12 protein-coding genes and 1 tRNA gene are annotated in these 14,028 nt (G+C 51.9%); 8 read left to right on the forward strand and 5 right to left on the reverse strand.

Translation table 11 applies throughout. The features are described 5' to 3' along the window. The first annotated feature begins 129 nt into the window (after positions 1–129). Positions 130–218: transfer RNA gene (locus ACRBCU_RS09315), tRNA-Leu, on the forward strand. 310 nt (positions 219–528) lie between these two features. Then, positions 529–2,988: a hypothetical protein gene (locus tag ACRBCU_RS09320; RefSeq protein WP_431365110.1), complete on the forward strand. Its 2,460-nt coding sequence runs from the start codon at positions 529–531 to the stop codon at positions 2,986–2,988. A gap of 133 nt (positions 2,989–3,121) precedes the next feature. On the opposite strand, the gene ACRBCU_RS09325 is transcribed toward ACRBCU_RS09320, so the two are convergent. Both ACRBCU_RS09325 and ACRBCU_RS09330 read right to left on the reverse strand, forming a co-directional pair. Beyond that, positions 3,122–5,002, reverse strand: a complete 1,881-nt coding sequence (locus ACRBCU_RS09325; RefSeq protein ID WP_431365111.1) for a hypothetical protein — start codon at positions 5,000–5,002, stop codon at positions 3,122–3,124. Positions 5,003–5,256: 254 nt separating this feature from the next. Continuing rightward, positions 5,257–5,751 (reverse strand): DUF2306 domain-containing protein, encoded by a 495-nt coding sequence (locus tag ACRBCU_RS09330; protein WP_431365112.1) that lies wholly within the window; start codon positions 5,749–5,751, stop codon positions 5,257–5,259. Between the two features lie 102 nt (positions 5,752–5,853). Here ACRBCU_RS09330 and ACRBCU_RS09335 point away from each other — a divergent pair, with 102 nt between their 5' ends. Further along, positions 5,854–6,630 (forward strand): LytTR family DNA-binding domain-containing protein, encoded by a 777-nt coding sequence (locus ACRBCU_RS09335; RefSeq protein WP_431365113.1) that lies wholly within the window; start codon positions 5,854–5,856, stop codon positions 6,628–6,630. Positions 6,631–6,687: 57 nt separating this feature from the next. Further along, positions 6,688–7,341, forward strand: coding sequence for a lipoyl(octanoyl) transferase LipB (lipB, locus tag ACRBCU_RS09340; protein WP_431365114.1), 654 nt, complete (start codon positions 6,688–6,690; stop codon positions 7,339–7,341). Here lipB and ACRBCU_RS09345 read toward each other — a convergent pair. Both ACRBCU_RS09345 and ACRBCU_RS09350 read right to left on the reverse strand, forming a co-directional pair. Beyond that, positions 7,338–8,177, reverse strand: a complete 840-nt coding sequence (locus ACRBCU_RS09345; RefSeq protein ID WP_431365115.1) for a helix-turn-helix domain-containing protein — start codon at positions 8,175–8,177, stop codon at positions 7,338–7,340. The two genes, lipB and ACRBCU_RS09345, sit on opposite strands and share 4 nt — an antisense overlap. A gap of 99 nt (positions 8,178–8,276) precedes the next feature. Continuing rightward, positions 8,277–8,558: a hypothetical protein gene (locus ACRBCU_RS09350; RefSeq protein ID WP_431365116.1), complete on the reverse strand. Its 282-nt coding sequence runs from the start codon at positions 8,556–8,558 to the stop codon at positions 8,277–8,279. Positions 8,559–8,901: 343 nt separating this feature from the next. Here ACRBCU_RS09350 and ctaD point away from each other — a divergent pair, with 343 nt between their 5' ends. The 3 genes from ctaD (at position 8,902) to ACRBCU_RS09365 (ending at position 12,069) form a co-directional block, all read left to right on the forward strand. After that, a complete protein-coding gene (gene ctaD, locus ACRBCU_RS09355; RefSeq protein WP_431365117.1) occupies positions 8,902–10,575 on the forward strand; it encodes a cytochrome c oxidase subunit I in 1,674 nt (557 codons plus the stop codon). Positions 10,576–10,679: 104 nt separating this feature from the next. Beyond that, the gene (locus ACRBCU_RS09360) at positions 10,680–11,174 is read left to right on the forward strand and encodes a DUF2244 domain-containing protein (RefSeq protein ID WP_431365118.1); all 495 of its coding nucleotides are present in this window, start codon (positions 10,680–10,682) and stop codon (positions 11,172–11,174) included. A gap of 4 nt (positions 11,175–11,178) precedes the next feature. Further along, positions 11,179–12,069 (forward strand): hypothetical protein, encoded by an 891-nt coding sequence (locus tag ACRBCU_RS09365; protein ID WP_431365119.1) that lies wholly within the window; start codon positions 11,179–11,181, stop codon positions 12,067–12,069. Positions 12,070–12,084: 15 nt separating this feature from the next. Here ACRBCU_RS09365 and ACRBCU_RS09370 read toward each other — a convergent pair whose 3' ends face one another. Further along, positions 12,085–12,543, reverse strand: coding sequence for a GatB/YqeY domain-containing protein (locus tag ACRBCU_RS09370; protein WP_431365120.1), 459 nt, complete (start codon positions 12,541–12,543; stop codon positions 12,085–12,087). A 207-nt stretch (positions 12,544–12,750) separates the two neighbouring features. On the opposite strand from ACRBCU_RS09370, the gene carA reads away from it, so the two are divergent. Beyond that, complete coding sequence (gene carA, locus ACRBCU_RS09375) at positions 12,751–13,935, forward strand: glutamine-hydrolyzing carbamoyl-phosphate synthase small subunit (protein WP_431365121.1); 1,185 nt, start codon at positions 12,751–12,753, stop codon at positions 13,933–13,935. Positions 13,936–14,028 lie beyond the last annotated feature (93 nt).

The following is a 14,028-nucleotide window of genomic DNA, read 5'->3' on the forward strand; positions in this document are numbered from 1 at the left end:
GAGACAAAGTTGATCGCGAGCTGGAAAACCTGCTTCACACGATTTTGGAGAAACAATTCGCTCGTGCAATGCAATTAGCGCTTGGCATCGTAAATTGGCTCAACTATATGCAGCGCACTTGCTGGTTTTGCGGTCGTGGCGGCATTGGTAGCCGCGCAGCGTTGAGGTCGCTGTGCGGTAACACANNCGTGGGGGTTCGAGTCCCCCCGACCGCACCAGCAAGTGAAATTCCCAAAAGTTGATTAGATCTTACAAAGCGCTCGCTTTGCGCGCCGTGTCAAATCGGGTCAATGCCAAACCCAGCGCATAAGATACGGCTTGGATACATGCCATAACGTTTGGTTTTTCTTGATTTATTGCGCCATCAAAGGTCTGATGGGCGAAGCTACACCAAATTTGTAGCTGCACGATTCCATTGTCTTTGGCCAACCAAAAGAAAAGGTTGAGCCCCCACTACAAAACTTTATCGCAAGGCATTCATCACTTGCCTTCTAATTTTTCTAGAGATTTCAGAAAGCAGGTCCAAGCATGCCAAATTTGGTTGAAACACAGGTCAATACATACGCAACAAGCAGCCAGCATGACCATCAGATTGCCACACTCAGCACTGGCGGATGGGTCGTAACCTGGAATTCCGAGGGCCAAGATGGAGACTTAGCAGGCATCTTTTCCCAAGCATTTAACGCTGATGGCACACCCTTGGGAAATGAAACGCAGGTCAACACCTATACAACGAGCCGACAAGAAAAGGCTCAAGTTGCCGGGCTTGATGACGGCGGCTGGGTGATCACTTGGGTATCTGTTGGTCAAAACGGTGAAACCAGTGCGATCTATGCCCAAACATTTAATGCCGATGGCTCGCAGCGCGGCGGAGAAACGCTGGTTAATACTAGCCTTGGCGGGATCCCATACTACCCAGAAATCACAGCCTTAAGCGATGATGGTTGGGTGGTGACTTGGCAAGCATCGCTTGATACTGGCGGAACTCTCGGGATCTTTGCGCAAGCATTTAATGCAAATGGCACAACGCGCGGCGTTGAAGCGCATGTCAACACATATGAGACCAGCACCCAGCAAGAACCTAAGATCGCTGGGCTTACTGATGGTGGCTGGGTCATCATTTGGGAATCAAATGGGCAAGACGGCGACAACTACGGAGTTTATCTTCAGGCGTACAACGCTGACGGCACCAAGCAAGGAAGTGAAACGCAGGTCAACACCTATACGACGAGCACGCAATACGACCCTACCGTCACTTCACTTAGCGACGGCGGATGGGTCGTCACTTGGGTATCCTATCTACAAGACGGCGGCTTTCAAGGTGTCTACCAGCAAGCATATAATTCCGATGGTTCTGCGCAAGGTAGCGAAACCTTGGTTAATACTTACACAAACAATGGCCAGGACACGCAACAAGTTGCGGCGCTGATCGACGGGGGCTGGGTCGTAACCTGGACATCGATCGGGCAAGATGGCGACAACTATGGCATCTATAGTCAAGCCTACAATGCCAACGGAACCACGCGCGGCGTAGAAACGCAGGTCAATACATTTACCGCTCTGCTGCAATACGGCTCGCAAATTACTGCGCTCACAGATGGCGGCTGGGTCATAACCTGGATGTCGTTTGGCCAAGATGGGGATGAAAGCGGGATATACTACCAAGCCTATCACGCTGACGGGTCTGCCAATGGCGTAGAAACACGCGTCAACACCGAAACAGAAGAAGGCCAAATCGAACCAAAAATCACGGCGCTCGATGGCGGTGGCTGGGTTATCGCTTGGCAATCCCTTCAACAAGACGGCGATGGTCACGGCCTATTCCAACAAGCTTACTATGCAAACGGTGCCACCATTGACGGCAGTTTCATTGCGACCGATGCCGTTGGCGCACAACAGCTTTATTCAGGTTCGGGCATTGTGACACAATCAGGCTCAGTAACCAGCGCCACTGGCGCAGCGATTGGTGCTGTTGGGCTTATTGATCTGGCAGTGAACGGAGATGTTATTGCGATAGATGGCGCAGGCGTTGATATGTCGGGATCCGACTTACTCCTGACAGTCGGAGCGACGGGCGGCATCATCTCAACAAGCGATAGTGCGGTTGCTGTTAATAGCTTAGGTGCTGCCGATATCAAGAATGCTGGCTCTATCTCGGGCAGCGAGCATGGCGTATATTTTGACGCCATTGGGCAAACCGCTCTCGTTCTGAACACAGGAACTATCGAGGGAAGCGAGACGGGCATCTTTAGCGAGCAAGCGACAAGCGGCACGCTTACCATTAAGAACAGCGGAACGATCATTGGTGGTGAGCAGGCAATTGTTGGATCAAAAGATGATGGGTCGGGCCTTTCGGGCGATGTGATCTATAACTCTGGCCTGATTATGGGCGATGTTGAAATGCGTTCGGGCGACGATCTGTTTGACGGGCGCGGTGGTCTGGTTTCAGGCGCGGTATACGGCGGAGACGGCGAAGACAGCCTATTTGGAAGCAGCAACGATGATGCGCTCTTTGGCGGCGACAACCAAGACGTATTGCGCGGACGTAAAGGCGAAGATGACTTAAACGGTGGAAAAGGCGCAGACACCCTCCGCGGCCAAGATGGTGACGATACAATTGAAGGCAATCAGGACAATGATCTGATCTTTGGCGGGCGCGGTGACGACGAAATCAAAGCAGGTTCAGGTGCTGACACGATAAAGGGCGGTGGCGGCGACGATTTGATGACAGGTGGCTCGGGCGCAGATGTGTTCATCTTCAAACTGGCGTCTGGTTTTGATGAGATTACTGATTTCAACAACAATACCGACAAGCTCGATCTTAGTGCGTTCAATGTCGCAAGCCGTGCTGACGTTTTCGATGCGGGCGCGATTGTTGCGAATGGTGCTGGCTCGATGATTGATCTACGCGCACTTGGTGGAGATGGCGTGATCTATGTAGAAGACATGAGCGTCGCCCAATGGAGCAATGCCGATTTCATCTTTTAGAAATTCCGTAGTCCCGCCTGCTTTGCAAAGGGAACTCTAGCCACACAACAAACGAAGGGGCACCCAATACACTTTGGATGCCCCTTTTCTGCTTCAGCGATAAATATCGCGGCTTAAAACGTTCAACGCGCCATTATAGAATGAAGTCGCTTTCGGTCATGCCAAGCGTGTCGCTTACAAAGATACGCATATCACCAGACCCGTCACCGTTTGTGTCAACATAGACCGTTGTATTGCCAGCGGCGCCCTCTTTGATACGCACTTCGTTATCCGTACCAGTGAATGCGCCCGTACCGATGAATTCCAGCGTGCCGCCAAAGACATTCTGCAAGTCGATCATATCGCCATCTTCGAAAAAGCGAATTTCGTCGCGGGCAGCATTGTTTGTACTTTCGCTAATGTTGTTGAACACGAAAACATCCATACCGCCATTGCCAATGAGCAGGTCGGTTCCGCCGCCGCCGATGATCATGTCATCGCCGTCTCCACCTCGAATGGCGTCGTCGCCGTTGTTGCCTTCGAGAACATCATCGCCAGACTTGCCGCGCAGAACATCATCGCCCTTGCCGCCTGTGATGACATCGTCACCGGAACCGCCGCGGATGTTGTCTGCGCCCTCATTGCCTTCGATGACGTCATCACCTTCGCCGCCGCGGATCTTGTCGGATCCCAAACCACCCAGAAGATTATCTTCACCATCGCGACCCCGAATTACATCGTTGTCATCTTCGCCTTCGATAAAGTCGTCGTTCTGACCCCCAAAGAGCGTGTCATTGCCTTCACCACCAAGAATGATTCCCGTGACATTGCTGTTGCCACCGCCTTGATAGAGATCATCGCCTTCGCCCATGTCCACATCGCCGCGAACAAGACCCGAATTGATCAAATCATCACCGCCGTTTTGCAGAATAACATGTCCTTCGATTGATCCTGTGTTCAGGATACTGTCGGTCGCATCCGCCACAGCCGAGCCACGAAGTGCAATCCCGTTAGCGCTAGACGTAACCAGAAGGCCATGGTTGGAAAAGCTGCTGACTGAACCGGACGAACTACCCAATTGTACAGCTTCTTCACCAAGCGAAGAAATTGTGCCATTGTTGATGACATGATAATTCTGTCCGGAAATGCTCAGCCCTTCATTTTCAGCGAGTATCGTGCCGTCATTTATCAATGCGCGTGACCCCGATGCTCCCGACAAGATGATACCCGTAGCACTCCGAGAAACGATCATCCCCGAGTTATAAACCTGACTGTTGGACCCATCTGCAATGTGGATTCCGTGATCTTCGGCAATGATATCACCGGTATTGGTGACAAAGTTGCCACCGCCCGTACCTGAAATAACAACACCATCGCGCACATCAGAAGACACGCGGCCCGAGTTGGTAAACTGATGGAAGCCACCAGATAGTTGAACGGCCTCAAGTTCAGACACGATTGAACCCGAGTTATAAATATCGGTTGAAGACGATGTGCTACGAATAGCATGGCCATCCGAGCTGCTAATGGTGCCTTCGTTGGAAAGCGTAAAGCCGAAGCTGGAATCAATACCGCCCGTGTAACCAGTAATATTGCCTGTGTTCGTGATCGAAAGTCTCGCCGCGGCAACATTAATCGCGTCACCTCCTGACAGAATCGACCCCGAATTGGTCAAAGAATTTTCGGACGCTAGAGCGAGGAAATCAACACCAGTCGTGTCTCCGAAAATCGATCCATTGTTTAATATGTGCGCACCAAAACCATTTGACGTGACTGCTTCGTCCCCAGAGACGAAACTGCCAGTTGCCGAGATATTCACAAGCGATCTATGATCAAGGTAAATACCGTCGCCTTGCCCAACGACTGTGCCAGCAACAAATATTTGCGCGTCTTCTGCGGTGTTCGCGGCGATTACGTCCGCTGTCGTTGTCGACTCGACGACAACCCCTGCATTGATGAAGAGAACGTCGTTGCTTGCAATGGAATAGGCATTGCCAGCCGTAGCAATGTTCGACGTAATTGTATGGATAGCCATAGATAGTGTCCTTTTGAAAAAAGGATTGCGGCCTGCGAAAAAATAAACCGCAACCATTGTATTTAATAAAAATTGCCCCGAACGAGGCGACTACGGCGTCAGAAAAGCAGAATATTTTCGCTTTGTCATCCTTGAATGAGGGTGACTGCGACAGGAAAATCGCTGGGCAATTCGCACCCATAAAATTTGCATATAAAATTCAGCGACTTAAAATGGAGGCGCTCCAAAATAAAACCTCCGATTGTACATCTCCGTTAAGACAGCGCGCCTGTTTCTGCCCCTCTTGCTCTGTTGCGCCACACGATAATTGCGAGCCCTGCAAGGACGAGAGAGCCGATGAAACCTTGCAGTTCGATCCCTTGGAAAAACACTTGGGACATCAATCGGCCCGGAATGAGAGTAAACAGCCCTGCCCCCAACAACCCGCCCATCGCTCCTATCATATGAGATTTATGGGCCTGAATCCGACCTGCGCGGGCTTGGTAGATTGCGCCCGCAAGAGAATAGAGCGTCAGCAACGAAAGCAAATGGATCGGGCTGAAGAGGCCAATCAAGCGGATGTCATGAATTGCAAAAGAGCTTAGCGCGGTGAGAGCCATAACAAGCACCCAAAATCGCCCAAGGAGTTTGTGAACCCGGTCCCCCTTGCGTCTAAGGAGAATGACCGGCGTCAAAACCAACGAAAGCACGGCGCAAACGACATGCATTTGCGTTTCTAGTGGCGCGTTCAAAAGCGGCGAAATGTCCATGGCAAACTTCCTTTTCTTCGACCAAACTAATGCGATAGGAATGCTTAGAATGTTGCGTTCACTTGCGTCACGCGGCTTTGTTTCGAAATGCGGAGGTTCTACGTGACACACGGCCCCATGCAATACGCGCTTCGTGAAGTGCGGCGCGCCTTTAGCGCTCGTGTTTCTCAAGCGATCATGTTGTCCGTTGTCATGCTGCTTGCGATATCTGGGCCTTTCGGAACATTAGAAGTAATGCCCTTTGGCCCTCGTCTGGCCTATTGGGCGGCCACTGTGCCCTCGACCTTCGCCACTGGAGTCTTTGCCTCTTCGCTCGTGTCCGAATGGACGCGAACGTGGGAGCCAGTCTGGATCCGCCGCGCGCTGCCAGCTTTGGCAACCGCCTTGCTCGTCACATTGCTTATGGCGATCATCAACGTGATGGCCTTTGGATCAACATTGTTCCTCGAAAGCGAGATCGGGCCGCTTTTGTTTTCAATCGCGGCGACCGCGATCGTCGTCGCGCTGATTTTGCAATATGTGTTCGACACTAGTTTCCCCCCTGAGAGCGTGACCGATTTGACCGCCCCATTGCTGGATCGTCTTGAACTGGACAAACGCGGAGCATTGATCTCTCTTTCGGTGCAGGATCACTATGTGGAAGTAACTACGACGAAAGGCACCTCTCTGATTTTGTTGCGCCTTTCAGATGCGATACGGGAAACACCACCAGTAGACGGGTTGCAAATCCACCGCTCTCATTGGGTCGCGCGCTCGCATGTGGTTTCGGCAAAGCGAAATGGCGACAAGGCCCTGCTTACGCTTTCTGACGGCCGCGAATTGCCCGCCAGCCGAAGCAACATCAGCGCGCTTAAAGAAGCAGGTATTCTTCCAAAGTAGCCTCGTGCCGCCAAGAAGCGTTTGCCAGGCCCTTTCCCGCATAGTATCGCGGACGGCATGGTTGAATGGAAAATATCTAACGAATTGGTAGACTACGAATCCGCATGCGCAGCGATGGAGCAACGCGCAGCGCAGATCGCAGCAGGTGAAGCAGATGAGCTGATCTGGCTGCTAGAGCACCCCCCGCTTTATACCGCTGGCACTTCGGCCAATGTGACGGATCTAACCGATCCTGATCGCTTTCCGGTGCACACAACAAAGCGCGGTGGGCAATATACCTACCACGGGCCCGGTCAACGTATCGCTTATGTCATGCTCGACGTTGGGAAACGTGGCCGCGATGTACGCGCGTTTGTGCAGCAGCTAGAGACTTGGGTGATCGAAACCCTAGCCGAGTTCAATGTAACAGGCGAAATTCGTGAAGGGCGCGTTGGCGTTTGGGTCGAACGCCCTGACAAGCCGTTGCAAGCCGATGGCACGCTGGCCGAAGACAAGGTTGCGGCAATTGGAATTCGCCTGCGCAAATGGGTGAGTTTCCATGGGATTTCCATTAACGTCGAACCTGACCTAGAGCACTTCACAGGCATCGTGCCCTGCGGCATTACCCAATACGGCGTCACCAGCCTTGTTGATCTTGGGCTTCCAGTCACCATCGAAGACTTGGATGTAGCTCTGCGTCGAAATTTTTCAAAGGTATTCGCAGCGAGCTAACTTTTGTTCTGCCCTTCCAATGCGCTCCCGTGGAGTGGATCAACTTTGAGCAATTGTTTCACAATCACGGGCAGCTCATCCTGTGCCATATACATGGGATAGCGGGTGATATCGCGATAGGACTTAAAATTTCGAGGCAAAGCGATCAGAACACTTCTCGCGAATCGTTCAAGACCGATCTGAGCTGGCCGAGAAAGGATGCTGATGCCTGACACCGTCACTGGAGAGCGCGCGTCCATAAGGACTTCGTAAAAGTAGCTCGTCGTTCGTGCGTCAGGGGTCCAGCTGAAAAACACCGCGGAATACCCGGCACCGTGTTGCATCAAAATTCCCTTATACTCACGTTCCCGCGGCTTAACCCGCACCTCTTTTGGAAGCATTTGTTTCGCATCAAACCCACGCATTATGCGCGACGTTCCTTGTGTGGTTAACTGCAACAAGGTCACAACATAGCTCCCGGGGTTGGATAAGCTATTGCGCCAATTGGCGTACATACCATCGGGAAAATCGTCTTGATCACGGAAAAACTGGTGGCCCTTGGTTACGACGCCAAACGCCTGCACCAGATCACCTTGGATCAAAGTCGCCCGTTCTTCTCGCGGTAACGCCGGCGCGCCGTCCGGCCCAAAATGCAAAGGCTCCAGAACAATCCGCGCATCAACTTTGAAATATTCGCAAATTTTTTCAAGCACGTTGGGCTTGGGAAACGATTGGCTCGCGATGTACCTGTGGAACTGAACCTTACCGATTCCCAAGTCTCTCGCAACCGAAGCAATCGATTCTCTCTTGGAACACAATAACCTGAGGTTCTGACCAAAGACTTCGTTAACACTCATAAATCACCTAAACCGAGCACCAAGCATAGTTCATGACCAGGGAATCACAAAATTAAGGCAAAATGGAACGGCAGCTTTATGCCGCCCACCTATGCAGCACTAAGATTCGGGCGAACTGGTTTGCTTGAAATCTCTCTCAACCATTGAAACGATCCGAACATCTAGCGATGTGGCCACAGCCGACAGAAACTCCGTTCTGCTAACGGGGATATAACCGGACGTTTCAACGGCAACTTTCTCAACCAACTGCGCGGCGCGGCGCAATTGCTCGATAGCTTGCTCTAAAAGCAAGTCGTTGGCTTCAGGATTAGGAGAGCAAGGGCTTGCGTCAACAGGAGTGTGTGAGTGAACGTGTTGAAGGTTATCGAAAGTTACAGACATGCACAAAACCTAGGTGTCAATCGTTGTTGGGAACGAAAATACACAAGAATCCACACGCTAAAAGTGCATCAATTGTGAACGCTTGGCGGAATGCGGATACAAATCTGTATACAAAGGATGCGGGGCACACGATTTTTGAGACCAGCAGTATCAAAGTAACGGCCTGTTCACAGATTCCCTATATCGAGGCGGTCTCAGATCAAGAGAGTGCGACAATTTTTGTTGATCTGCGTCAAAGTCAGACATTGAAGCGGCGGTGGAAGCATTCTAGAACCTGAATGGAATAGTGGGCGCAAGAAGACACTCTTTTTGCGCCTTTTGAACACATCAGCAGGAGGCACGCATGGCAGACGCAGCCATTCATGGCCATGAACACGAAGATAATCGCGGATTCTTTACCCGCTGGTTCATGTCCACAAATCACAAAGACATTGGTATTCTATACCTCTTTACCGCAGCGATAGTTGGCTTCATTTCCGTTGCCTTCACCGTTTACATGCGTCTAGAGCTCATGGATCCAGGTGTGCAGTATATGTGCCTCGAAGGCGCGCGCATCACAGCTGCGGCAGCTGGCGAATGTACGCCAAACGGCCACCTTTGGAACGTTTTGATCACAGGGCACGGCATCTTGATGATGTTCTTCGTTGTGATTCCCGCGCTTTTTGGCGGCTTTGGTAACTACCTGATGCCACTTCAGCTTGGCGCGCCTGACATGGCGTTCCCGCGTTTGAACAACCTCTCCTACTGGATGTATGTTGCGGGTACGACGCTGGCAGTTTGCTCCGTTCTGTCTCCGGGCGGCAACGACCAACTCGGCTCCGGCGTTGGTTGGGTTCTCTACCCACCGCTTTCCGTGAACGAGGGCGGTATGTCCATGGATCTCGCGATCTTTGCGGTTCACGTCTCTGGTGCCAGCTCCATCCTTGGTGCGATCAACATGATCACAACCTTCCTGAACATGCGCGCTCCGGGCATGTCCCTATTCAAAGTGCCTTTGTTCTCATGGTCGATCTTTGTGACAGCGTGGCTGATCCTGCTTTCCTTGCCAGTTCTGGCGGGTGCGATCACGATGCTTTTGACAGACCGTAACTTTGGAACAACCTTCTTTGATCCAGCAGGCGGCGGCGATCCGATCCTTTACCAGCACATTCTCTGGTTCTTCGGTCACCCAGAAGTTTACATCATTATTCTTCCTGGCTTCGGCATTATCAGCCACGTCATCGCGACATTCTCTCGCAAACCAGTCTTTGGCTACCTGCCAATGGTTTGGGCGATCATCGCGATTGGTGCATTGGGCTTCGTTGTTTGGGCGCACCACATGTACACGGTTGGTATGTCCTTGACGCAGCAGTCCTACTTCATGCTGGCGACAATGGTGATTGCGGTTCCGACAGGTGTTAAGGTCTTCTCTTGGATCGCCACCATGTGGGGCGGCTCTATCGAATTCAAAACACCAATGTACTGGGCATTTGGCTTCTTGTTCCTCTTCACAGTTGGCGGCGTAACAGGCATCGTTCTGTCCCAAGCAGCCGTGGACCGTGCATATCACGACACATACTACGTTGTTGCGCACTTCCACTACGTGATGAGCCTTGGTGCTGTCTTTGCGATCTTTGCGGGTATCTACTTCTACCTGCCAAAGTTCTCTGGCCGCATGTACCCTGAATGGGCAGGTAAACTGCACTTCTGGGCAATGTTCGTCGGCGCGAACTTGACCTTCTTCCCACAGCACTTCTTGGGTCGTCAGGGCATGCCACGTCGTTACATCGACTATCCTGAAGCATACGCATACTGGAACTATGTCTCCAGCTGGGGCGCGTTTATTTCCTTCGCATCCTTCGTCTTCTTCATCGGCGTTATCCTTTACACTCTGCGCTCTGGCGCGAAGGTTACGGAAAACAACCCATGGAACGAATTTGCGGACACGCTTGAGTGGACACTTCCTTGCCCACCACCAGAGCATACGTTCGAGCAGCTTCCAAAGCAGGAAGACTGGGACAAGGCACCGTCGCATTAACGCACGGGCCTAACCTGAAAAAACAACAAAGCCCCGGCGTAACGCGCTGGGGCTTTCTTTTAGGCCAATGGCCAACTCCGACAATATGCGACTTGGACTAAGCAATGCCCTACAAATGGTCCCCCGAAGAACCAAACGGTAAAACCATCCTGCGCCTCTGGCCACATCAATCGCTACCGCAACGCGGCATGGCTGCTTTCGTTCTAGGAACCTTCGGCATGATTTCTTTGCCGCTTTTCGGGCTTCTTGGAACCAAGCTGCTCTGGGGGTTGCTTCCCTTTCTCATGATTGCAGTGGGCGGCATTTGGTATGCGCTTGATCGCTCCTACAAAGATCGCAACATTCTAGAAACGTTAACAATAACACCCAATGAGACGACATTAGAGCGGAGCAATCCGCGCGGCTCCGATCAGCATTGGAACTGCAATACATATTGGGTGCAAGCCACGCTCCACCCGAAAGAAGGCCCCGTTCCCAATTATGTCACTCTGAAAGGTGGCGGCCGGGAAGTTGAAATCGGAGCATTTTTAGCAGAAGAGGAACGTATCGCCCTCTTCGCAGAGCTTCAGCAAACACTGTCAAAACACAGATCGAGATAAGCCGATGAAACAATCAGCCAACCTAACGCGATGGAAACGGCTCGCGTCACTCCTCGGTGCTCGTCTTAATTTTTCCGCGTCAAATCCGTCACACGCCCAATCGGCCGCACTTGCTTTGCGTCAAAGCTCGTTCAGCGCCCCTGCTGAAGGGGTGACATTTATTGTTCCGCTCGTATCCAAGGACCAAGTGCAAGACTGGGACACGGTCTGCGATAAACTGAACGGCACACTGGAAAGCTTTGTGCAGCAAAGTAACCCGAACTGGAAAGCACTGGTTATCGGCCAAACCAAGCCGCAGACATTGAACGAAGATCCAAGAATTACCTTCCTCCCCTTCACACAACCGGTTGAGGGCAATGACAAATGGGTCAAACTCAAGTTCGGGTGCGGCGCCCTGCCCGATCATGGATGGCAGTCTGGCTATGCGATGAGTTTTGATGCCGACGATCTTGCTCATGAGAGCCTCGTTGAAGAGGTTCTCAAACAGCAAAGATCTGGCTACCTCGTCACTGACGGATATCTTTTTGATGCAACGACAAAAGAGATTGCGCGCACTGGCAAGCAGTCTTTGCTGCATCCCCATAGAAAACCATTTTGGAAACTGTGTGGGTCATGCGCCGTTTGGCGTTATGACTTGGGTAACGGAAATGGAGAAATCGAATTCCTTCAAGAAACCCTACAACATGAACACCGCATGTTTCCCTACTTTGCGAAACTCGCCAAACGGGGCCTGACCCCGTTAGGTTTTCCTGCCGCGCTCTACCTCATTAATCATGGGGACAATTTCTCAGAGCGACGTGGACGCGGCGGGTTCAAGACCCGCCTCGTTGAGAAATATGCAATCAGCGACGCAGAACAAAAACGCGAAGCCTTGCAGCCTTTTCCCGATCTTTAAACGCAGGCAATGCCCCTAGCCTGCGCAAAGACGATCTTTGACGACGGGACCAACTGAGCCAAAATCCATCTGACCCGTATAACGGGTTTTGAGAATTCCCATAACCTTGCCCATATCACGGATCGAATCTGCTTCGACCTCTTTGATCGCGTCATTCACCGCTTGAGCGACTTCAGCCTCATCAAGTTGGCGCGGCAAGAATTCTTCAATCACGATAATCTCAGACCGCTCCCGCTCTGCCAAATCAATCCGTCCGCCCTCTTCATAAGCGCGTGCGCTTTCGAGGCGTTGCTTGGCCATTTTTCCAAGGATAGCAAGAACTTCCGCCTCATCGGCGCCTGCTTCGCGTCCTTCAGAACGCGCTGCAATATCGCGATCCTTTATCGCAGCGTTGATCAAGCGCAGTGTTGACAGGCGATCAGCCGCCTTGTCGCGCATCGCTTGCTTAAGCGCCGTGCTAATTTTTTCGCGCATAGTAAATCCCAAACCCATCCCCGGTTGCTCAGAGCCTTGGACCATAGTCAAAGGTAGCGCACGGCGCAAGAGTCTGGATTTTATTTAACCCATTGATTTAAAACAATTTCGTTTTTAGTCTTTCTCTTGACCTTATAAGGGCTGGCACATAGTTTCCGCCAAGTTTAGCTGCCAAAATCGCAAAACCGAACATTGGGGAAATGCCACATGCCCACGTCAACAAAGACACTCGCAGATGTTAAAAACGCCGTAAAGCCAACAGCCTGCCTCGCGTTAGCGGATGGAACACTGCTGTATGGACATGGGTTTGGTGCAACTGGAATCACCGTTGCAGAGCTTTGCTTTAACACTTCGATGACCGGATATCAGGAAATCATGACCGACCCGTCATATGCGGGTCAGATCGTAACCTTCACTTTCCCGCATATTGGCAACACCGGTACAAATAGCGAAGACGATGAAACAGGTGATCCTGTTGCGGCCGGCATGGTCGTCAAATGGAATCCCACAGAGGCATCCAATTGGCGCAACACTCAAGAATTGGGCGATTGGCTTGCCGCACGCGGACGTATCGCGATCGGCGGCGTTGATACACGGCGCCTGACACGTGCTATTCGACAGCAGGGTTCGCCACATGCGGCGCTTGAGCACAACGCTGATGGCTTTTTTGACACCGACGCATTGGTTGCCAAAGCGAAAGAGTTTGCTGGTCTCGAAGGTCTTGATCTGGCGAAAGAAGTCACTTGCGCGCAAAGCTATCGCTGGGATGAAATGCGGTGGGCTTGGCCTGATGGGTATCCAACCCAGACAGCGCCAAAGTACAAAGTTGTCGCGGTAGATTTCGGCGCCAAGCGCAACATTTTGCGCTGCCTTGCCTCTGCAGGGTGTGACGTCACTGTCTTACCAGCCACGGCAACCGCCGAAGATGTACTGGCACACAATCCTGATGGTGTTTTCCTGTCGAACGGACCGGGCGATCCTGCTGCAACAGGCGAATATGCGGTTCCGATGATCCAAGAGATTCTGGCGCAGGACAACTTGCCTGTTTTTGGAATTTGCCTTGGGCATCAAATGCTTGCGCTCGCAGTAGGTGCCAAGACGATCAAAATGAACCACGGCCACCATGGGGCGAACCACCCAGTGAAAGATCATGACACAGGGAAGGTCGAAATTACATCGATGAACCATGGTTTTGCGGTGGACAGCCAAACCTTGCCAGAGGGCGTCGTTGAAAGCCATGTGTCATTGTTTGATGGCTCGAACTGCGGAATTCGCCTAGATGGACGCGCGGTCTTTTCAGTTCAGCACCATCCGGAAGCAAGCCCAGGTCCACAGGACAGCTACTACCTGTTTGAACGCTTTGCGCAAAACATGGCCGACGCAAAAGCTTAACGCTTAGGTAATTCCTAAGGGCGTTAACGCGTCCTTAACTTTAAAGCTCCCATAAATGGGCCAGATGCTACGACATCTAGCCCAATTATGAGC

The sequence above is a fragment of the Planktotalea sp. genome (assembly GCF_050633725.1).
Classification (GTDB): Bacteria; Pseudomonadota; Alphaproteobacteria; order Rhodobacterales; family Rhodobacteraceae; genus Planktotalea.

What these genes read in the sequence shown, in the direction of transcription:
- ACRBCU_RS09320 (WP_431365110.1), top strand. Translation starts at nt 529, where the DNA reads ATGCCAAATTTGGTTGAAACACAGGTCAATACATACGCAACAAGCAGC.
- ACRBCU_RS09325 (WP_431365111.1), bottom strand. Translation starts at nt 5,002, where the DNA reads ATGGCTATCCATACAATTACGTCGAACATTGCTACGGCTGGCAATGCC.
- ACRBCU_RS09330 (WP_431365112.1), bottom strand. Translation starts at nt 5,751, where the DNA reads ATGGACATTTCGCCGCTTTTGAACGCGCCACTAGAAACGCAAATGCAT.
- lipB (WP_431365114.1), top strand. Translation starts at nt 6,688, where the DNA reads ATGGTTGAATGGAAAATATCTAACGAATTGGTAGACTACGAATCCGCA.
- ACRBCU_RS09345 (WP_431365115.1), bottom strand. Translation starts at nt 8,177, where the DNA reads ATGAGTGTTAACGAAGTCTTTGGTCAGAACCTCAGGTTATTGTGTTCC.
- ACRBCU_RS09350 (WP_431365116.1), bottom strand. Translation starts at nt 8,558, where the DNA reads ATGTCTGTAACTTTCGATAACCTTCAACACGTTCACTCACACACTCCT.
- ctaD (WP_431365117.1), top strand. Translation starts at nt 8,902, where the DNA reads ATGGCAGACGCAGCCATTCATGGCCATGAACACGAAGATAATCGCGGA.
- ACRBCU_RS09360 (WP_431365118.1), top strand. Translation starts at nt 10,680, where the DNA reads ATGCCCTACAAATGGTCCCCCGAAGAACCAAACGGTAAAACCATCCTG.
- ACRBCU_RS09365 (WP_431365119.1), top strand. Translation starts at nt 11,179, where the DNA reads ATGAAACAATCAGCCAACCTAACGCGATGGAAACGGCTCGCGTCACTC.
- ACRBCU_RS09370 (WP_431365120.1), bottom strand. Translation starts at nt 12,543, where the DNA reads ATGCGCGAAAAAATTAGCACGGCGCTTAAGCAAGCGATGCGCGACAAG.
- carA (WP_431365121.1), top strand. Translation starts at nt 12,751, where the DNA reads ATGCCCACGTCAACAAAGACACTCGCAGATGTTAAAAACGCCGTAAAG.